The sequence below is a fragment of the Synergistaceae bacterium genome (genome assembly GCA_012521675.1).
In the GTDB taxonomy this organism is placed as follows: domain Bacteria; phylum Synergistota; class Synergistia; order Synergistales; family Aminobacteriaceae; genus JAAYLU01.
On record JAAYLU010000001.1, the window covers coordinates 1 to 20,230 of the forward strand.

The 20,230-nt window shown below is 63.5% G+C and carries 17 protein-coding genes and 1 tRNA gene; 11 read left to right on the forward strand and 7 right to left on the reverse strand.

Annotated elements, in window-relative coordinates; translation table 11 throughout:
* A partial coding sequence (locus GX181_00005) for a hypothetical protein (GenBank protein NLM70328.1) occupies nt 1-1,403 on the reverse strand: 1,403 nt, incomplete at its 3' end.
* A gap of 193 nt (nt 1,404-1,596) precedes the next feature.
* Here GX181_00005 and GX181_00010 point away from each other — a divergent pair.
* Nucleotides 1,597-1,682 (forward strand) — tRNA-Ser (locus tag GX181_00010).
* A 221-nt stretch (nt 1,683-1,903) separates the two neighbouring features.
* On the opposite strand, the gene GX181_00015 is transcribed toward GX181_00010, so the two are convergent.
* Nucleotides 1,904-2,668, reverse strand: a complete 765-nt coding sequence (locus tag GX181_00015) for a fumarylacetoacetate hydrolase family protein (protein ID NLM70329.1) — start codon at nt 2,666-2,668, stop codon at nt 1,904-1,906.
* A gap of 206 nt (nt 2,669-2,874) precedes the next feature.
* Between GX181_00015 and phoU the strand changes: the two genes are divergently transcribed.
* From phoU to mgtE (GX181_00045), 6 genes are all read left to right on the forward strand, one after another.
* Nucleotides 2,875-3,600 (forward strand): phosphate signaling complex protein PhoU, encoded by a 726-nt coding sequence (gene phoU / locus GX181_00020; GenBank protein ID NLM70330.1) that lies wholly within the window; start codon nt 2,875-2,877, stop codon nt 3,598-3,600.
* Between the two features lie 48 nt (nt 3,601-3,648).
* Nucleotides 3,649-4,590 carry a tripartite tricarboxylate transporter substrate binding protein gene (locus GX181_00025; GenBank protein NLM70331.1) on the forward strand — a complete coding sequence of 314 codons (942 nt, stop codon included), beginning with the start codon at nt 3,649-3,651 and terminating at the stop codon, nt 4,588-4,590.
* A gap of 14 nt (nt 4,591-4,604) precedes the next feature.
* A complete protein-coding gene (locus GX181_00030; protein ID NLM70332.1) occupies nt 4,605-5,033 on the forward strand; it encodes a tripartite tricarboxylate transporter TctB family protein in 429 nt (142 codons plus the stop codon).
* A 3-nt stretch (nt 5,034-5,036) separates the two neighbouring features.
* Complete coding sequence (locus tag GX181_00035; protein NLM70333.1) at nt 5,037-6,515, forward strand: C4-dicarboxylate ABC transporter permease; 1,479 nt, start codon at nt 5,037-5,039, stop codon at nt 6,513-6,515.
* A 625-nt stretch (nt 6,516-7,140) separates the two neighbouring features.
* Entirely contained in the window at nt 7,141-8,496 is a 1,356-nt protein-coding gene (gene mgtE, locus GX181_00040) for a magnesium transporter (GenBank protein ID NLM70334.1), read from the forward strand.
* 9 nt (nt 8,497-8,505) lie between these two features.
* Entirely contained in the window at nt 8,506-9,870 is a 1,365-nt protein-coding gene (gene mgtE, locus GX181_00045) for a magnesium transporter (GenBank protein ID NLM70335.1), read from the forward strand.
* Here the strand turns inward: mgtE (GX181_00045) and GX181_00050 are convergent.
* Nucleotides 9,865-10,905 (reverse strand): PTS sugar transporter subunit IIC, encoded by a 1,041-nt coding sequence (locus GX181_00050; protein NLM70336.1) that lies wholly within the window; start codon nt 10,903-10,905, stop codon nt 9,865-9,867. The genes mgtE (GX181_00045) and GX181_00050 overlap by 6 nt on opposite strands.
* 31 nt (nt 10,906-10,936) lie before the next feature.
* Nucleotides 10,937-12,487, reverse strand: coding sequence for a GNAT family N-acetyltransferase (locus tag GX181_00055; GenBank protein NLM70337.1), 1,551 nt, complete (start codon nt 12,485-12,487; stop codon nt 10,937-10,939).
* A gap of 145 nt (nt 12,488-12,632) precedes the next feature.
* Here GX181_00055 and GX181_00060 point away from each other — a divergent pair, with 145 nt between their 5' ends.
* A complete protein-coding gene (locus GX181_00060; GenBank protein NLM70338.1) occupies nt 12,633-13,880 on the forward strand; it encodes a diguanylate cyclase in 1,248 nt (415 codons plus the stop codon).
* Here the strand turns inward: GX181_00060 and GX181_00065 are convergent.
* Genes GX181_00065 through GX181_00075 form a run of 3 tightly spaced genes read right to left on the reverse strand, consistent with a single transcriptional unit; the run spans nt 13,862 to nt 17,085 of the window.
* Entirely contained in the window at nt 13,862-15,157 is a 1,296-nt protein-coding gene (locus tag GX181_00065; protein ID NLM70339.1) for a glycerate kinase, read from the reverse strand. The two genes, GX181_00060 and GX181_00065, sit on opposite strands and share 19 nt — an antisense overlap.
* Before the next feature lie 3 nt (nt 15,158-15,160).
* The gene (locus tag GX181_00070; GenBank protein NLM70340.1) at nt 15,161-16,357 is read right to left on the reverse strand and encodes a CCA tRNA nucleotidyltransferase; all 1,197 of its coding nucleotides are present in this window, start codon (nt 16,355-16,357) and stop codon (nt 15,161-15,163) included.
* Nucleotides 16,354-17,085 (reverse strand): hypothetical protein, encoded by a 732-nt coding sequence (locus GX181_00075; protein NLM70341.1) that lies wholly within the window; start codon nt 17,083-17,085, stop codon nt 16,354-16,356. Before GX181_00075 ends, GX181_00070 begins: the two co-directional genes overlap by 4 nt.
* 115 nt (nt 17,086-17,200) lie before the next feature.
* Between GX181_00075 and GX181_00080 the strand changes: the two genes are divergently transcribed.
* The 3 genes from GX181_00080 to GX181_00090 form a co-directional block, all read left to right on the forward strand.
* Complete coding sequence (locus GX181_00080) at nt 17,201-18,700, forward strand: DUF4403 family protein (GenBank protein ID NLM70342.1); 1,500 nt, start codon at nt 17,201-17,203, stop codon at nt 18,698-18,700.
* 105 nt (nt 18,701-18,805) lie between these two features.
* Nucleotides 18,806-19,810, forward strand: a complete 1,005-nt coding sequence (locus GX181_00085; protein NLM70343.1) for an ABC transporter substrate-binding protein — start codon at nt 18,806-18,808, stop codon at nt 19,808-19,810.
* A 207-nt stretch (nt 19,811-20,017) separates the two neighbouring features.
* Nucleotides 20,018-20,230, forward strand: a 213-nt coding sequence (locus tag GX181_00090; protein ID NLM70344.1) for a hypothetical protein, incomplete at its 3' end; no start/stop codon positions are given.

A 20,230-nucleotide genomic window follows, 5' to 3' on the forward strand; every position in this document is an offset into this window, starting at 1 on the left:
CCGCGCAGGAGCGCCGCAAGCGGGACGAGGGCCAGCAACAGCGCAGACGGGGCCTGTGCCGCGGAGCAGCCGCCGCTGTCGTCGTGGTCGACCGCCTCGGGGCGGACCGCCGTGACAAAGCATGGGTCGGCAAGCAGCAGGCGTGCGTCGCAGGCGTCGTAGGGGCCGTTGTCTTTAATTGCGAAAAGCAGGTAGTAGCGTCTGCCCTCTTTCAGTTCGTCGTCCTGTTGCAGGAATGGGGGACGGCCGTCCTCCCTGCGGGTGATGGCGAATCTGCCGTCGGAGAGGTCGGTCATTTTCGAGGCCAGTCTGTAGTGCACGGCGTCTTCGCCTTTGGCGTTGACTGCCTTGACGGGCCGGATTTCGCCCGCGGTCTTCCCGTACAGCGTCGAGGCGCCGGGGAGGATGGAGGGGTCTATCAGGAAGAGGCCGGTCTGCCTGCTGTGGGTTACATGGCCCGTCATAACGGGAAGGAGCATTGTCCTCCGGCGGTCGAGCTCCGGGGCTGCCCTGAATATGTTGTCGACGACTATCTCGTCCAGGGCTAGGTAGCCTCCGTCGGTCCGGGTGACTATCTGTTCGGCGTCGCGGCGCAGACAGGCCTCGTCGGGGCTGCGGGGATACGACACGTCGCGGGCGACGCACAGGCCGGACGGGAGCTCGCTCTCGAAGTAGCGCGGGTAGATGGGGGTCAGCCAGGGAACGGGGTCGGGCTCCGGGTCCGGCGGCTCTGGTGCAGGGGCTGCGCTCGAGTATACGAAGGAAGGGTCGATGACTCCTTCGAGGGCTATGTTGAAGAAGGGATCGGACGGGGATATGCAGAGGGCGATGCTGCAGCCCTCGGCTATGGGCTCGTCCGGGGCCATGACGGTGGCGAGGTCGTTGCTTATCACGGCGAACTTCCTGCCCGTGAGCGAAGCGGCGCCACCGGCGAGAGTGTAGTGCATGAATACGTCCTCGCCCAGGGTTTTGACGACGGTTAGCTGCTCCGGCGTAGCGCCCTCAAAGCCGCGAAGCGGGTGGACGACCGCGACGTCGTGGTACGGGCAGATGTCGGCCGAGGCGATGGGGATCTTGAACAGCGGCAGGCGCTGGAGTTCTTTGTAGCCGGAGGATCGGGAGTCGAAGTAGTTTAGGATGGCGCGAAGGCCGACGACGAGCTCTCCGGCGGAGGGCTCCAGAATACGGAGGACGCTTGAGCTGTAGGAGGGCTTCAGCTCCTCCGGCTCGACCGCGGACGGGGTGAGCGCGCCGGGCTGGCAGACGTCCGGCGGGAGGCCTGCGATCTCGGTGGGCTCCTCCACCCAGGCGGCGAGGGAGGCCGCAGCGGGCGCAAGTGCAAGCGCCAGAAACAGGAGAACCCGAATCAGCCGCGGTGCCCATCGTCGCGAGTGGTCATTCATTATCGCTACACCTCCGTTGTGCGGGGCCGCTGCAGCGGCGCCTCGGTTTTGGCGGTGCGTGTCCCGCGTTTATGATAGCACCTCGGAGGGAGTAAGGGAAGAAGGGCCTGGCAGGGCGGCCCGAGCGGATGCCCACTTCCTCGCCGAACCGTTGGCAACGCCTCTTCGAGGGTGTATAATGCCGTTTGCGAGCGGAGGGCTGTCCGAGTGGTCGATGGTGGCTGACTTGAAATCAGCCGGGCGCAAGCCCCAGGGGTTCGAATCCTCTGCCCTCCGCCAGTTTTTTCAATCCCTCAACCAACTTATCAATGTCTCAATTCTATCAATGTACTTGAAGAGAACCAAGATCCCTCGGCGGTGAAGCTGCCTCGGGATGACGGGGCTTTGTCGTCCCGAACGGCGCGAAGCGCCGGAGGGACCTCGGGTTTGGCGGCAAGTCAAGGGCGAGGTCCCTCGCGTTCGCTCGGGACGACAAAAAGGGCGGTCGTTAGGGACGACCCCTACTCCACCCTGTTCTCCAGCGCGCCCAGGCCCTCTATCTCCACCCTCATCACGTCGCCCTTCTTCACCGGGGCTATGCCGGACGGGGTTCCCGTGATTATCACGTCGCCCGGCTCCAGGGTCATCACTTGCGATATGTGGCTCACCAGCACGGGGACGGGGAAGATCAGGTTGCTTGTGCGGGAGCTCTGCACTGTTTCGCCGTTGAGCAACATTTTTATCTCCAGGTCCGACGGGTCGATGCCGCACACCACGTAGGGCCCGAGGGGGCAGAAGGTGTCGAAGGACTTGGCCCTGGTCCACTGGCCGTCCTTGTTCTGCAGGTCGCGGGCAGTGACGTCGTTCGCGCAGGTGTAGCCAAGCACGCAGGCTAAAGCCTGCTCCGGGGAGACGCCCTTGCACCTGCTGCCTATGACGACCCCCAGCTCCGCCTCGTAGTCCACCCGGCTGGTCATTGCGGGAGGGTATACCACCGGCTCGCCGTGCGCCACTACGCTGGTGGAGGGCTTCAGGAAGAGAAGCGGCTCCTCGGGAAGGGGCTTGCCGACCTCCGCGGCGTGGTCCCTGTAGTTGAGGCCGATGGCGACCACCTTGCCGGGCGACGAGGGCGGGAGATAGCTTTCAATATCCTCCAGAGCCCCTATGCGCTCCCCTCGCACCGCGTCCGTTCCCATGCCCCCGCCGAAGTCGTAGAGGGATCCCTCCTCGACCAGGGCGGCCCTCCTCTCCCCTCGGATAACGCATCGTACAAATGTCCTCTTCATGGCGCACCTCTCCCCCTGAATAATATTATGCATCGTGCATTATATGATACCAGACTGCGGCGATTTGCAACCGCGCCGACGGAATTGACTTTTGCACTGGCATGACGTATTCTGTGACATAATGCATACTTGGTCGTCGCCCTGTAGACGCCTCTTCCCGTTCGGGAGAGCCGCAGCGCGTGCGTCCGCCGCAGGGGGGGAGCTCTATGTTCAGAAAGAAGAAGGACGGAGTGGAGGCGATACTGTACTCGGGCGACCGGGCGAAGATTCTATCCATGGTCAAGGAGATGGGTGGAATGGCCGCCGAGGCGTTCAGGCTCGCGGTTCAGTCGCTGGAGGAGCGCGACGACGAGCTGGCCTCCAAGGTGATCGCCGACGACGACGCGATCGACGACATGGAGGCGGCGATCGACAACGAGTGCCTGTGCTCGATCGCGCTTAGGCAGCCGGTGCGTGAGGATCTGCGCTTCGTCTTTGCCGTGCTGAAGATCATCATGGACCTTGAGCGGATCGGCGACCAGGGAGTGAACATAGCGCAGAAGGCCATGCTGCTGAACCGGTACCCCCTGCTGAAGCCGCTGGTGGACATCCCGAAGATGAGGGACATCGCGACGGAGATGGTGGCGGACTCGCTGAAGGCGTTCGAGAAGAACGACATCCAGCTGGCGATGGAGATCTGCATGAGGGACGACGAGCTTGACGAGCTTTACGAGAGCATCTTCGACGAGCTTATCGAGATACTGGCGCGGAACTCGAACGGGGACGAGGCGACGGCGCAGCGGGCGGCGGGGCTGCTATGGATAGCGCGCCATCTGGCCCGCATAGGCGACCATGCGACGAACGTGGCGGAGAGGGTCTACTTCATGGTGGAGGGGGAGAGGCTGAAGCCAATCATCGAGGCCAGGAAGAAGGCCCTGCACGAAGATAAATAGGCACTGAATGTTTGGCATCAATCATCCCACGAGAGGAGAATGTGGAACATGAAGAGAGTACTGCTTTTAGCTCTTGCGCTCATTCTTGCATTCGGGGCGGCGGCGGCCGCCGATTATCCGACGAAGCCGGTGACGATCATCGTCGCGTCCAACGCCGGAGGCGGCACGGACACGATGGCCCGGCTGTTCGCGAAGTTCGCGGAGAAGTATTTCCCGCAGCCGTTCGTGATCAACAACATCGACGGCGCCGGCGGACAGAGGGGGTTCGACGCTCTAGCCCGCGCGAAGAAGGACGGGTATACGATCGGAACGGTCTACACACCCCATTTCACGGCACACATCTCGGCGAATAGGGCGAATTACACTATCGACGATTTCGACATGCTGTACAATCTTGTGACGGATCCGGGAGTGCTGATCGTGCCTTCATCGAGTCCCTTCAAGACTGTGGAGGATATCATCGAGGCGGAGAAGGCGGCGCCCGGCGCTCTGACCGGTTCGACTTCCGGGCCGGGCAGCGACGATGCTTTCGCGCTGGCGCAGTTCAACGAGTCGACCGGATGCACTGTGAAGAGCGTCCCGGCGACGGGTTCGTCGAATGCGAAGGCGACCGTGATGGGCGGTCATGTGTCCATGGGGTTCATGAATTTGTCGCAGATCGAGTCCAACTACAGGGCGGGCGAGCTTCGCATACTGGCGATGATGACGCACAAGAGGCACCCGAATGTGCCGGAGATCCCGACCTTCGCCGAGCTCGGCTACAAGGTCATCTCCGACTCGTCCAGGGGATTCGCGGCGCCCGCGGGCTTCCCGGAGGACGCCTACAAGATGATTCTGGAGGTCTTTGAGAAGGTGCTGGTCGATCCGGACTTCCTGGATGCGGCGAAGGAGCAGCTTGAGACCAACTTCCTCGGGCCGGACGAGTACAAGGCGTACCTTGAGGATCTTCTCGAGGTGACGAACAGGGCCTACGAGAAGGATCCCTGGTAGAGCGAATGACCCCCGTGACGAACCGGCTTTTCTCGGCCGCTGGGCTGGGGCTCGCCGCGACGCTCTTCCTGGGGGCGAAGGATTTCCCGGACCGGGCCGCCTCGGCGGCCCGGTACATATATTTCCTGGCCGGGGTCCTCGCGGTGCTCTCATCCCTCCTGTTCTTTCAGAGCGAGGCCACATCCGAGCCGCAGGAGCGCTGGATCCGCTCGCCGCGCCACTTCTTCGTGACGATAGCGGCGATGGTGGGCTACTGCGCCGCCATTCCGTACCTGGGCTTCTTCCTAGCGGGTGCGATCTTCATGCCTGCGCTGGCGATGCTGCTGGGCTACAGGAGCCCCCTCTTCATAGCCATAGGGACGGGATTGATACTTGCCTTCATATACCTGGTGTTCGTGTACTTCCTGGGCGTACCGGTGCCGGCCGGGATCTGGGAGGGATAGGCCATGAACGAATTTCTTGTTCCGGCTCTCACGTCCCTCTTCGACCCGCTGGCTCTGTTCACGATAACCGCCGGATCCGTGGTCGGCATAATAGTCGGCGCGATGCCGGGGCTGACCGCCACTATGGCGGTGGCACTGCTTATCCCGGTGACTTTCGGAATGCCGCCGCTTCTTGGGCTCTCCCTTATGGGGGGAGTCTACTGCGGCGGTATGTACGGCGGCGCGATATCGGCGATACTTCTCTCCACTCCGGGCACGCCCGCGGCGGCGGCAACGTCGTTCGACGGCTACCCGATGGCTCGGCAGGGAAAGGGCGGCACGGCCCTGACGGTGGCTGCCTGGTCAAGCTTCTGGGGCGGCATAATCTCCACCTTCGCGCTGCTCTTCATGGCGCCGACGCTGGCTCACTTCTCGCTACGATTCGGCCCGCCCGAGTACTTCGTGCTGTCGATCATGGGCCTGTCGAGCATAGTGACCCTGACGAGGGGCAGCATGGTGAAGGGGCTGATCTCCGGCTTCCTGGGGCTGATCGTGGCGACTGTCGGCATGGATCCCCTGTCAGGTTACATGAGATTCACCTTCGGGCAGATAGACCTGTTCGACGGAGTGCCATTCATGCCCGCTCTGATAGGGCTCTTCTCCATCAGCCAGATACTCGACCTCACGGCGGAGACCCGCATAGCCTTGGATGACGACGGAATCTCGCTTGGGAGCATCAAGAGAAGCAGGATGCCGAAGGGGCTGGGCGGTACAATAGTGCAGGGCGGCCTGATCGGCACGATAGTGGGAATGCTGCCCGGTGCGGGGGCGACCATCTCGGCCTTCATCTCCTACAACTTCGCCAAGCAGGGCGCGCCCGACCCGGAGACGTTCGGCAAGGGAAACCCGAAGGGAGTGGCCGCTGCGGAGAGCGCGAACAACGGCTGCGTGGGAGGCTCCATAATCCCGCTGCTGACCCTCGGAATACCGGGGAACAGCGTTGCCGCCGCCCTGATGGGAGGGCTGATGATCCAGGGGCTGATTCCAGGGCCGGAGCTGTTCACCCGGTACGGGACTCTGACCTACGGCTTCATCCTGTCGCTGTTCATCGCGAACCTGGTCTTCCTGGTGCTGGGGCTATACCTTGCGCCCTACTTCGCGAGAGTGACGACGACCCCGAACGCTCTGCTGATTCCGGGGATCGTGATGCTATCAGTCATAGGCAGCTACGCCATAAACAACAACCTATTCGACGTGTGGCTGATGCTCGGCTTCGGCATAGCGGGCTACTTCCTGGACAAGGGCGGCTTCTCCACCGGCGCGCTGGTGCTTGGGCTGATCCTGGGGCCGATAGCGGAGCTGGGCTTCGGGCAGTCGCTGATACTGTCGCAGGGGTCGCCTCTGATATTCTTCCAGAGGCCTCTCTGCCTGGCGCTGTGGGCGATAACGCTAGTTCTGATGATCCCGGCCTTCACGGGAAAGAGGCGAAGGAAAACAGCATGACGAGACCGGCCCCTTAAGGGGCCGGTTTTTTGTGCCGGGCCGCGCCGACTATCGACTTTTCGCGGCGTTTGTGTTATTTTTTTGAGAGTAGAAGCGAGATCCCTCGTCGCCTCGCTCCTCGGGATGACAAACCTCAAGTCATCCCGAACGGTGCGCAGCACCGGAGGGATCCAGGGGTTAATCCGAGTTAAAGGCGAGATCCCTCGCGTTCGCTCGGGACGACATAAGCAGGCGACCGAACGGGCCGGTTTTTCCGTTCGTGTCGATCGCTTATCCCGAGGCCAGAGGGCCGAGGGGAGGGATCTGAGGGATCTAGGAGTAAATCCGAGTTAAAGGCGAGATCCCTCGCATTCGCTCGGGATGACAGGAAACCGCGTTCGGGATGACACCCTTTAAAGGAGTTGGTTCTGTGGACAGTGGATCGCAACCCTTAAGTAGCACCCTCTCAGCGTAATTCAGCGCCGACACGGCCTCCGCTTCAAGTGAGCCGACGCCCGGCGCCCGCCGGGTTTTCTCACTGATAAAACCCTGGACGAAATAATCAGACGTTCCGGACCCGCGCGCCTCTTCGCAGGCTTTGCGGGCTGTGCGGTCCTGCGCCGCGCCGGGGCAAGGAGGCGACGCCGTGATAGACCTTAAGGAAAAATTCCTCGCCAGCGTGGACAGGCTCTTCGAGCGAAGGCAGTTCAAGAGCCTGAAGGAGCTGCTTGCCGTGATGGAGCCGGCTGACATAGCGGAGATCCTGGCCGACAAGGCGCCGACGGAGCGCGCCTTCCTCTTCCGCCTGCTGTACAAGGACCAGGCGATAGAGGTGTTCGAGTTCATGGAGGGGACGGAGAGGGAGGAGCTGCTGGCCAATTTCACCGACTCGGAGGCTGCGTCGATCATCGAGGAGATGAGCGACGACGACCGCACCGCCCTGTTCGACGAGCTGCCCGCCAAGACGGTCAAGAAGCTTATCCTGCACCTTTCGCCTCAGGAGAGGCGCATAGCCAACACCCTCATGAACTACCCCCCGGACACCGCCGGCCACATCATGACGCCGGAGTTCATCGACCTGAAGGAGAATATGGACGCGTCGGCCGCGATCGAGAGGATCCGCGCCACAGCGGCGAAGAAGGAGACGATCTATACCTCCTTCGTGATGAGCCCGGACCGCCGTCTTCGCGGCACGGTCAACCTGGAGGATTTGATACTGGCCGCTCCGGACAAGACGATAGCGGAGATAATGGACGCTAACCCGGTGTTCGTCTCCACGTCGGACGACAGGGAGGAGGCCGCCGTGGTGATGTCCCGCTACGACCTGCAGACCCTCCCGGTGGTGGACAGCGAGGAGCGGCTGGTGGGAATCCTTACGTTCGACGACATAATGGACGTGATCCAGGAGGAGGCCACGGAGGACTTCGAGCGGATGGCCGGAATCCACCCGGTCGAGGAGAGCTACCTGGACGCGGGGGTGATGACCCTGTCGCGCAAGAGGCTGACCTGGCTGCTGGTCTGCATAGTGACCCAGCTCTTCTCCACCACTATCCTGGAGCACTACACCTTCGCGCTGGAGAGCGTGGTGGCCCTGGCATTTTTCATCCCGCTGCTGATAGACACGGGCGGGAACACCGGTACGCAGGCGTCGACCCTGGTGATTCGAGGGCTGACCCTCGGGGAGATAACAGCCGGGGACCTGTGGACGGTGCTGGTCAAGGAGGCTTTGTCCGGCCTGATACTGGGAAGCATACTCGCGGCGCTGGCCTCTCTGCGAGCCTGGCAGATGGGGACGGGTTCCATGGTGGCGCTGACCGTGGCCATATCGGTGGTCGGAGTGGTGATGATGGGCAATATGGTGGGCGCATTCCTGCCCTTCGCGGCGAAAAAGATGAGGGTCGACCCGGCGGTGATGTCCGGCCCGCTGATCACGACCGTGGTGGACGTGCTGGGGCTGATGCTCTACCTGGAGGTCGCCAGGCGGCTGCTGGGCCTGGGTTAGGTGAGCGCCGTGGCGGAGCTCTGGAAGTCCTTCCTAGCAAGCGTTGACAGGCTGTTCGAGCGCAGGCAGTTCAAGAGCCTGAAGGAGCTGTTCGCCGCGCTCGAGCCGGCCGACGTCGCGGAGATACTGGCGGAGAAGCCGCCGACGGAGCGAGTCTTCCTCTTCAGGCTGTTGCAGAAGGATCAGGCTATCGAGGTGTTCGAGTTTTTGGGTGGCGCGGCCCGCGAGGAGCTGATGGCTCACTTCACCGACTCGGAGGTGGCCTCGATAATCGAGGAGATGAGCGACGACGACAGGACGGCCCTCTTCGACGAGCTTCCGGCGGAGACCGTCACGAGGCTGCTGTCGCACCTGTCGCCGAAGGAGCGAAGGCTGGCGAACGCCCTGCTGAACTATCCTCCCGACACGGCGGGGCACATCATGACCCCGGAGTTCGTCGACCTGAAGGAGGGTATGGACGCATCCCAGGCGATAGACAGGATCCGCGCCACGGCGGCGAAGAAGGAGACGATCTACACGTCGTTCGTCGTCGGCTCGGACAGGAGGCTTAAGGGGACGGTGCACCTGGAGGACCTGATCCTGGCCGACCCGAGAGAGCTGATGTCCGATCTAATGGACGCGAACCCGGTTTTCGTATCGACGTGCGACGACAGGGAGGAGGCCGTGAGGACCATGTCGCGCTACGACCTGCAGACTCTGCCGGTGGTGGACAGCGACGGCAGGATGGTCGGCATCCTGACCTTCGACGACATGATCGACGTGATCCAGGAGGAGACGACCGAGGACTTCGAGCGGATGGCGGGAGTCTCCCCGGTCGAGGAGGGGTACATGAACGCGAACGTGGTCACCCTGTCGCGAAAGAGGCTGAACTGGCTGCTGATCTGCATTGTGACGCAGCTTTTCTCCACATTCGTGCTGCAGAGGTACTCGTTCGCGCTGGAGAGCGTGGTGGCCCTGGCATTTTTCATCCCGATGCTGATAGGCACGGGGGGGAACTCCGGCACCCAGGCGTCGACACTGGTCGTCCGAGGGATGACATTGGGGGAGATCGAGCCGCCCGACGCGTGGCGGGTGGCGAAGAAGGAGATTCTAACCGGGCTGGTGCTGGGGGCCGCACTGGCGGTGATGGCATACTTCAGGGCGTGGCACATGGGGGCCGGGCCGGGGGTGGCGCTCACCGTGGCCATCTCCATCGTCGGCGTGGTCGTAATGGGCAACCTGGTAGGCGGGTTGCTGCCCTTCGCCGCGGAGAAGCTGGGGACGGACCCGGCGATAATGTCCGGCCCGCTGATCACCACGGTGGTGGACGTCCTGGGGCTGCTCTTCTACTTCGAAGTAGCCCGTACAACGCTCGGCCTCTTCCAGGGGCTATAGCTTCATGTCGCCGGGCCTTATCCGCCCCGCCCTCCCTAGGAGCTCGGCGAACAGCAACGACAGAGCGGCGGGGAGCAGGAAGTGCAGCAGGATCACTCCACTCCAAGCGGCCGATCCCATCACCTCGAAGGTAGACACCTGACCGACCAGTCCGCTAGTGCCCATGCCGGCCCCGACACTGTCGTTCACCATGCCGAAGACCACGGTCGAGACGGGCCCCAGCAGGGCGGAGGCAAGTGTGGGAGGAAGCCATATCCACGGGTTTCTGATTATGTTCGGCACCTGAAGCATGGAGGTGCCCAGCCCCTGAGAGAGCAGCCCTCCGATGCCGTTGTCCCTGAAGCCGGCCACCGCGAAGCCGATCATCTGGCAGCAGCATCCGGTGGTGGACGCGCCCGCGGCCAGCCCGGAGAGCCCGAGGGAGATGGCGAGCGCGGCGCTGCTTATCGGCAGGGTGAGCACCAGCCCCATTATCACCGAGACGGCAATCCCCATCGGGATCGGCTGCAGGGCGGTGGCCACGTTGATCACGCTGCCGAGACAGTGGAGGCCCCGCGCGATGGCCGGGCCTGCGAACACTCCTGCGAGGCCGCCTGCGACTATCGTGCCGGCCGGGACGATCACTATGTCCACCCTGGTCCTGCCGGATACCAGCCGGGAGAACTCCGCGCCCGCCAGTGACGCCACCAGGGCGCCGACAGGCTCCCCGACCGAGGCCACAACCGCGCCCGACTCGAAGGAGAAGGTCCCCGCTCCGATAGCCCCGGTGATGATCGAAGAGAACAGACCCAGCGGCGACGCGCCTGCCGAGTGTGCCACTCCCGCCCCTATCGCCGGGCCCATCAGAACCTGCGCTACCCTGCCAAGATGCTCGAGGAAGGGCAGGGAGAGAAGGTGACCGGCCTGCTTCAGTATCAGGCCGATTATCAGCGAGGCGAACAGCCCCAACGCCATTCCGTTCGACACCCTGACAAGATATCCCCGAAACAGGATGCCGAACGGATTCTTTTTGATCTGTGAAGTACTCTCCCTCATTGACGCAACATCCTTTCTGCGGCAGGTGCGGCTACTCCTCCCGCCTGCCCTTCTCGCGCAGCCAGTCTATCCAGTAGAGGTCGGTCCTCCTGCTGTGCAGGTTTCGCACGCTGCCCTGCAGGCGAAGCTCCTTCAGCAGCTCCATGTCAAGGTCGGCTATCAGCGCCATCTCCGTGTTAGGGGTGGCCTCCGCGGCGACGGCGTCGTGCGGGAAGGCGAAGTCCGACGGGGTGAAGACGGCGGACTGGGCGTACTGGATGTCCATGTTCTCGACCTTGGGGATGTTGCCGACGCTGCCCGCTATTGCGACGTAGCACTCGTTCTCGATGGCACGCGCCTGGGCGCAGCGGCGGACCCGGAGGTAGGCGTTCTTGGTGTCGGTCCAGAAGGGCACCAGGAGCAGGTCCATGCCCTTGATGGCGAGGTAGCGGGCGAGCTCGGGGAACTCGACGTCGTAGCAGATGAGTATGCCGATGTTGCCTACGTCCGTCTGGAATACGCCGAGGTCGTGCCCTCCGTGCAGGCCCCAGCATCGGTACTCGTCCGGGGTGATGTGCAGCTTGTACTGCTGGTCCCAGGTGCCGTCGCGGCGGCAGAGGTAGGTTACGTTGTAGAGGCGGTTGTTGCGCAGCTCCGGCACGCTTCCGGAGACTATGTTTATGTTGTAGGCGACCGCCATCTCCACGAGGCTCCTGCGCAGGTCAGTCGTGTAGCCGGCGAGAGAGCGCATGGCCTCGGCCGGGTCCTCCTGGTCGAACTGGGCCAGCAGGGGGGCGTTGAACATCTCGGGGAAGAGCATGAGGTCGGTGTTGTAGCCCGCCTGAGTATCGACGAAGAATTCGACCTGCTGCTCGAAGTCGTCGAAGGATTCGAAGGTCCTCATCTGCCACTGGACGACGCCGAGGCGCATGTAGGTCTTTACCTTGGGGATGAGCCTGCGCCTCTCCTCGTAGTAGATGTTGTTCCACTCCAGGATGACTCCGTACCCCTTGGAGCTGAAGTCCTCCGGCCAGTAGTTGTCGACTATCTTCTTGTAGTGGAAGTCGTTGCTCATCTGGAAGGTCAGCACCGGGTCGAGCACCTCGCGGTTGTAGACCATGCGGACGTACTGCTGGGGGGACTTCTTGCCCGCCCAGTCGGCGTAGCCGGGGATGCGACCTCCGATGATTATGCCCTTGAGGTTGAGGGTCTCGCAGAGCTCCTTGCGCGCGTCGTAGAGGCGGCGGCCGAGGCGTTTCTCCCTGTAGTCGGGCGAGACGAAGACGTCGAAGCCGTAGAGGAAGTCGCCTGTCGGGTCGTGGTTCTTCAGGTGGCCGTCGCCGACTATGTCGCCGTAGGTGTGCCTGTCTCCGTAGCGGGAGTAGTCTATGATCAGCGACAGGGCGCCCGCGACCACCCTGCCCTTGTCCTCTATGCAGAGCTGCCCCTCGGGGAAGCGGGCTATCATGGACGAGAACTGCTCCCTGGACCAGGCGCCGCCCATCTCCGGGTAGATGGTGTTCATTATTCTCCTGACCTCGTCGTAGTCCCTGGTCGTGAACTGGCGGAGCTCAAGCTCGTGCTGGTAGCGCTTCTTCGCCATCGTGTCTCTCCCCTCCCGGCACATTATACGTCGAGGAGCGGCAAAATAACAGGAGCGGAGCGCGACTTCGACCGCGGACTATGTCGCCGGGCGCGTTTATGCTAGAATTAGCGACAAAGTCCTCGTAAAGGAGATGGAAGCCGGTATGGAACAGTGCGGAGGCGTCGATTTCGAGAAGGTTGTAAATAAAAGCCCCATAGCGTCTTTTATCTGGCTTCGCTCTGATGAAGAATGCCCCTGCTTCGTCTCCGAGGGGATCCGGGCATTCGGCTACGATCCATCGGACTTCACCTCGGGAAGGGTACGGTTCGAGGACCTGGTTCACCCGGAGGACAGGGATTCTCTCTCCTTCGTCCCGGATGCGACGCCCAAGGGCTACAGGCTGAAGAACCCGCAGGGCGGATGGCGGTGGGTGCTGCACAGGGTCTGCGTGATCGAGGGAGGGTGCGATATGCCGGAGGAGATCCTCTGGCTGGTGTCCGACATAACAGCCCACATGGAGATTCACAGCGAGCTGCAGAGGAACGAGTCCAAGCTGGCGGCCTTCACCAACGCCCTGCCGGCGATGCTGCTGGTGCTGGACGAGGACGGCAGGTTCATCGAGGTGAGCGGATCGTCCGAGGGGGTTGAAACCGTCTCCAAGTACATCGGAAAGACCGTGAGAGAATCTCTCCCGGATGAGAAGGCCGAGGAGCTTATGGCGCCGCTGGAGAGATGCTTCGAGACGGGAGCGCACCAGACGGCGGCTTACGAGATAGAGATAGGCGGCAAGAGATACTTCCAGGAGACGCACATCTCCCTGATGCCGGAGACGTTCGACGGCAAGAGGGCGGTGGTCTGCGTGGCGATAGACATAACCGCGCGCAAGGAGCTGGAGGAGCAGATCTTGCTGCAGAGCGTGCACAACCCGCTGGACATGGCGTCAAACAGGACCCGCTTCAACCGCGCCCTCTTCCTGGCCCTGGCCGAGGCTCAGAGGACCGGCTCGCCGCTGGCCCTCTTTCACATCGACCTGGACAAGTTCAACAGGGTCAACGAGGCGATAGGCAGGGAGATGGCGGACCTGCTGCTTAAGGGGGTGGCGCAGCGCCTCCAGGGAGCGTGCAGGCGCGAGGACATCATCTACAGGATGGAGGGAGTGAACTACTACGTCATCCTGCCGAAGCCGGGCACGAAGGAGGACATCTCGGCCATCGCCGATAGAATGCTGAACGCGATAAAGAGCGCCGCGCCGCAGCAGAGCTCGTTCACCCTGACCGCCACGATAGGCATCAGCGTGTTTCCGACCGACGGGCAGGACTCGAAGGGGCTGCTGAGGGTGGCGGAGCAGGCCCTGTCCGCCGGGAAGGAGGCGGGGGGCGACTGCTACCGGTTCTACGAGCCGGAGGCATAGCCTGGTCGCTCCGGGCCGCAGAGCAGCAGGGTCAGGTCGTTGACGTTTGTCCCGGTCGGGCCGGTGGTCACCAGGCCGCCGCAGGCCTTCAGGGCGTTGTACGAGTCGTTCTCCGCCAGGATAGAGTGAACGTTAATGCCCTTGTCGACCAGCAGCCTGGCGGTGGCGCCGTCCACCACTCCGCCCGCAGCGTCGGTGGGGCCGTCCGTGCCGTCCGAGCCTACCGACAGGACGACCGTGTCCTCCAGCCCTCTTATCCCTGACGACGCCGCGAGCGCGATCTCCTGGTTGCGCCCTCCCTTGCCGCCGCCCGTCAGTCTGACGACCGTCTCTCCCCCCATTATCACAGCGCAGGGGGGCCTCACCGGCCTTCCGGACGACCGGACCTCGCGCGCGATGGACGCTATCACCGCCCCGGCCTCTCGGGCCTCGCAGTCCAGGGTGGTGGTAAGTACGAGCGGGGTGTAGCCCAGTAGCCTCGCCTCCGACTCGGCCGCCGCGCAGAGTGCGGTCACGCTGCCCGTTATCACAGACGTGACGTCCTCCAGGGACTTCGGCGTCTCGACCCTCAGAGCGTCCATCACATTTTCGCCCAGGACCAGTCCGTACCTCTCCACTATGCCCAGTGCGTCCTCGGACGTGGCCGAGTCGGGCCACGCCGGGCCGGAGGCTATGCTGTCCAGCCTGTCGCCGAGCACGTCCGACAGCACCACCGAGTAGACGTGAGCCGGGGACGAAGCCTGTGCGAACCTGCCTCCCTTGACAGATGACAATCTCTTGCGGATGGTGTTGATCTCGACTATGTCCGCCCCGCAGGCGAGCAGCTCGCCTGTGGTCGCGGCTATGTCGGCTAGGCTCAGCCCCGCGGCGGGGCTCTCGAACAGGGCGGAGCCGCCCCCGGAGACGAGGAAGAGCACAGTGTCCTCCGGCGCAAGGCCCCTGACTGCCGCCAGGGCCCTCTCCGTCCCCGCGACGCCGTTTTCGTCCGGGATCGGGTGCCCGCCCTCGTGGATCTCGAGCCGATCGATCGGCCCGCCCGAGTGGCCGTACTTGGTCACGACCACTCCGCCGCTCAGCCTGTCGCCCAACGATTCGGACGCGGCGCTAGCCATCCTCCAGGCGGCCTTGCCGATGGCGACCAGCACGACATTGCCGCCTTCTCCCAGTCGCTCCAGGAACGAATCGCCCTCGAGGGCCTCGCGCACGGCTCTCTCGGGCAGCACCGCCTCTATCGCCCTGGTAGCTATCTCGAGCGCATCCAGCCTGATCCTCTCCACGGCTCAGCCCTCCTTATGATCTTTTGCCAGCAGCTCCGCCGCCTTAAGTGCTCTCTCCCTGGACGGGAAGTCGCGCAGCAGATGCTCCTCGCTCAGTTCTCTCAGGATTCTACCCACCAGCGGGCCCTCCCGGAGCGAGAGATGCTCCATCAGCTCGTCCCCGGACGGGATTCGCTCCTTCAGGGTCGCCATCCGGGGGAGAAGGCTTGCGGCCGTCGCTCGGAGGAGGGCCGCCCTGTCCGAGCCGAGCACCTCCTCCAGCACCGATGCGAGTGAGAGGCAGAACTCCCAGCCGTGGTCCAGCAGCAGGGAGACGGCCTCGCGCCGGGCATCGCCCCGCCCGAAGGCGCTCCTCTTGCGCACCAGCAGAGTTACCCGCGCGACAACGGCAGAGGGCCAGCCCCATCTGGCCAGCACGGTTCGGACTCCCTCCCCCTCTCGGCCGGGGGAGTCCGCCCACCCCCGGAAGAGGGCCAGAGCGGCCGCCCGCCTGACCAATGGCTCGGCGCCCGTGTCGAGCCTTTCGAGGGCGCGCACTATCACCGCAGGGCTCGCTCGCACTCCGACCAGGGGCTCGAGCAGGCCGGCCAGTCCGCAGTCGTCCAGGGTGCGCACAAAGATCGGAGCGTCGCCCGACAGTCCCAGCCGCATCTCCCGGCCTATCCTCTCGGGGGCGCATTGCTCGACCGGCGGCCGCACGGCGCGCACGAAATCGCGCGAGCCGGGGTCGACAGTGAAGCCGTGCAGCTCGGCGGCGAAGCGCGGAAGGCGCAGGGCCCTCAGAGGGTCCTCCCTCAATCTGTCGGGCGGACTGCCGTTGAAGCGGAGCAGCCTGTCCCTTATGTCGTCCAGTCCGCTCCCGGCGCGGACTATCTCGCCGGTCGCGCGCATGGCGAGGGCGTTGACGGTGAAGTCGCGCCTGGCCAGCTCGCCCTCGAGGGAGCCTGCGTAGGAGACGACCTCGCACGAGCCCCCCTCGCAGGGGACGAGGAAGACCCGCTTGCCCTCAGGGCCGACGGCCCTCCCTTTCGGGAATAGAGAGGCCAGCTCCTCGTGACGCGCGGAGGTGGCTATGTCCAAGTCACCGACCTCGCGGCCCAGCAGGATGTCGCGCACGGCGCCCCCGACCAGAACGGCTTCGAAGCCCTCTGACTCGATCCTCCTCGCCAGTTCGAAGCCGCGGGCCGCGCGGTCGTTCATCTCCTGTCCTCGGGGACCTCGTCCAACGGCCTGCCGTAGAGCATCACCATGCCGTTGGGCTTCAGCCTGGTCTTGTAACCGACGAAGCCGGCCTCCATCACCTTGGGGTGGTAGTCGAAGTTGCGGAGCAGCACCTGCTTGCGACCCCTGGTGCTGACGGGGATGGACCTCCTGAGGTTCTTGTAGAGAACGAAGCGGTTGTGCCCTCCGTACTTCTTCTTGAAGTCGACCGCGATGAAACCGCACTTCAGCACGTTCCTCAGGCTGAATACGTTCCTGGGGGAAACGGTTGTGTACAGATGGTACCTGTTGGGATACATGAGGCTCTCTATGTGAAGATAAGTGAAAAACTGTATGTAGTTTCCCCTGAACGCCTTGTCGGTCACGCAGAAGTCCATGACAGCCACGTTGTCGATCTCCTCCGGGTCCAGCTTCAGATCCTCGACCGCATCCTCCAGGTCCCCCTTCACGTAGGAGACCGACCTGAGCGCGATTATCCTCCCCTCGGCGTAGACCCCTATGGCCAGCCCCTCGCCCATGACGCTCTCGGCGATGGTGTTGTCCTCGCAGAAGATGTCCGCGTCGCCGATCTGGTCGGATATCCTCTTGTGGAACTCCACGGCCTCCTCTATGTCGTCCTCCGCCAGCCCGCGCATGGTGCAGAGGATTGGGGCAACGTAGCCCAGGCCTCTCTTCTGCAGAAAAAATTGCTGTACGTTGATAGGCATAAGATCACCAGCCTTTCTCCGGTTGCGGTGTATTATAATACATGACGGGGCGAAGGGAGACGAAAACGTGAAAAATAACCCTTTTCACACGCAGATATAGATAGGAGATGACGCCGTGAGAAAGACCATTGGCATACCACTGCTCTTCCTGCTGCTGGGCGCGGCGGCCTTCCTGGCGTCCACCCTGGCGGTGAACGGGCAGCCGACATTTTGGGACGATCCGCCGAAGGAGGAGCTTGCGCCGGAGAGGCTGGACACGGCGCCTCCCCCCGAGGATACGCCGGAGGAGACGCCCGATCCGAGGGAGTCCTACATCTCCGTCCCGATATTCACTACGGCGGACGAGGCGGCCGGGATGCTGGAGGCAGCCCTGGTCAACCCTCTCTACGACGTGAAGGACGAGGTGATCGACAGGAGCTTCGGCGAGTCGAGGGCCGACCTGCTGCTGGAGAAGACCGGCAGGGTGGGAGTGTCGTTCGCCGAGGGCGCGGCGGGCTTCTCCCTGCCATTTCGCTTCTCGTCGATAGTCTCGTGGAGGGGGGAGATACTGGGGATATCGTCCAGCGCGCGCAAGGAGATCATGGGCGCGGGCAGGCTGCACCTCGACCTGTCGCCAGCCTTGGAGGAGGACTGGAGGCTGAAGCTGAACGGCGCCGCCAGGCTTGAGTGGACCAGCTCCCCCACCCTGAACATACTGGGCCAGGAGATCGGCATAGCCTCCCTGCTGACCGACCTGTTCAACAGGCGGTCGGGGGATCTGCTGGCGAGCGCGGAGGAGGAGATCAACCGCTCCGCTCGCATAAGGGAGCATGCCGAGAAGGAGTGGGAAGGGCTGTTCGAGCCGATAAGGCTGAGCGAGGACCCTGACCTCTGGCTCTCCGTGACGCCGATCTCGCTGGCGATGCCGCCATTCTCCGCCAGGGACGGGAAGCTGACCGCGACGGCGGGGCTGAAGTGCCTGCTGTCGATCACGGCGGAGAGGCCGGGCGAGCGGATGCCCTCCCCCCTGCCGGGGCTGGAGGCGATGGGGCCCAACATGGAGCCGGGCGTGCTGCTGAACGTGGAGAGTATCATCTCCTACGCCGCGCTGGGCGACTACGTCACCTCGATGGAGATGCCGGAGATCGACATACCGGGCGGAAGCGTCACAGTGAACCGGGTGGAGTTCTTCGGCCGGGGGGAGAGCCTCGTCGCCGAGGCGGACATATCGGGCAGGGGGCCGGGAGGTGCGGTCGAGGGGAAGATCTACATCATGGGAAGGCCGGTCTACTCCCGAGATGACGAGGTCGTCCGGATGGAGGACGCGGATTTCGAGGAAAAAACGAACAGCGCCCTGGCGAAGGCGGCGGCGTGGCTGGCAAGGCCCGCGCTTCTCAAAGAGATGACGGAGAGGATGGTCTGGCCGCTGGGCGAGCTTCGCGAGAGGACCGCCGAGTCGCTGTCCGACATGCTGAAGGAGCGCTGGATAGCCGACGACGTGATGATGGAGGGAGATCTCTCCAACCTGTCGCTGGAGGGGCTGTCGGTGGGGGCGGACGGGCTGCGCCTGTCGCTGACGATGGGAGGCGGGGTCTCGCTGCGATACGGGGAGGGGCGGGCCAAGAAGGGCCTTTAGGCGCGGCGGCGTTTGACATTGTCCGGCTCAGTTCATATACTTTTCAAGGTTTCAAATCGACCTGGAATATCAGGCCGAAATATCAAAGCAAAGGAGTTGCATGGGATGAAAAGATTTAGCCTGTTGTGCGCGCTTGCGGTGGTAATGGCGCTGCTGGTCGCTGGGGCGGCCGCGGCGGAGACGGTGACGGTCTACACGACTCTGGAGGAGATGCACGCGAAGGAGCTGTTCGACGCCTACGAGAAGGAGACCGGCATCAAGGTCGACTGGGTCCGCCTGACCTCGGGAGAGGCGGTCGCTCGCCTTGAGGCGGAGAAGGCCACTCCCAGGGTGTCGATCTGGGTGGGCGGCGTCGGCACCCTGCACATCGACGCGAAGAACAAGGGGCTGACCGCTCCTTACAACTCCAGGGCCGCGTCGTCGATCCCGGAGAAGTTCCGCGATCCCGAGCAGTACTGGATCGGCCTTTACGTCGGGCCCATCGCCTTCGGCATGAATATCGACCGGGCCAAGGAGCTCGGCCTGTCGATGCCCCTCTCCTGGGCCGACATAGTCAAACCGGAATTCGAGAAGCTTGCCCGAGTGGCCAACCCGGGGACGTCCGGCACGGCGTACAATATGATCACCACCCTGATCCGCATCGCCGACGACGACGAGGACAAGGCGTTCGAGTTCCTGAGGGAGCTGGACCGCAGCATCGACCAGTACACCAAGTCCGGATCGGCGCCGGGCAAGAGCTGCGCGATCGGCGAGATCCCCGTGGCTATCGGCTACCTGCACGACCTCATCAAGCTCCAGGTGCAGGGAGCGCCGCTTGAGATAGCGGTGCCCAACGACGGGACAGGCTTCGAGACGGCGGCGATGTCGATGGTCAAGGACGGCCCGGATCCGGTGAACGGCAAGAAGCTGTACGACTGGGTGCTCGGCCAGAGCGCCATGGACATAGTCGCAAGCTGGTTCGTGATCCCGCTCAGCTCGAAGGCCTCCCCGGTCGACACGGGCTTCTCCTTCGAGAAGATGGTGCTGGTGAACCAGGACGACGTCTGGGACGCGGCGAACAAGGAGCGTCTGCTCGACCGCTGGAACAGGGAGATAGGCGACCTGAGGTAGCCTGCAAGGCAGTTTGCGCGAGGTGCGAGGGGGGCTCTCCCCTCGCACCATTTCGACATCCCGAAAGGAGGGGAGGACATACTGTCCAAGAGATCCATCACACTGGCACTGTCCATCCTGCTCTTCGCCGCGATACTCTTCTGGATAAACGACTCTCTGACCGACTCTTTCCAGTCCCTGACCGAGAGCCGCCACCGCAAAACCGCCGTGGCCGCGATGGGCTCCGCTCCGTCGGGCGACGAGGCGATAGCCGGCTGGTTGAAGCGCATATCCTCGCAGAACGACGAGTTCGACCTGATCTTCCTCAAGGGCTTCCCGGAGGACGAGGGGGGCATGAGGGTCTTCGCGGACAGGCCGGAGCTGGAGGAGCTGCTGAAGGGGTACGAGGGGACGAAGTCCTTCGCCAAGGGGCTGGAGAGC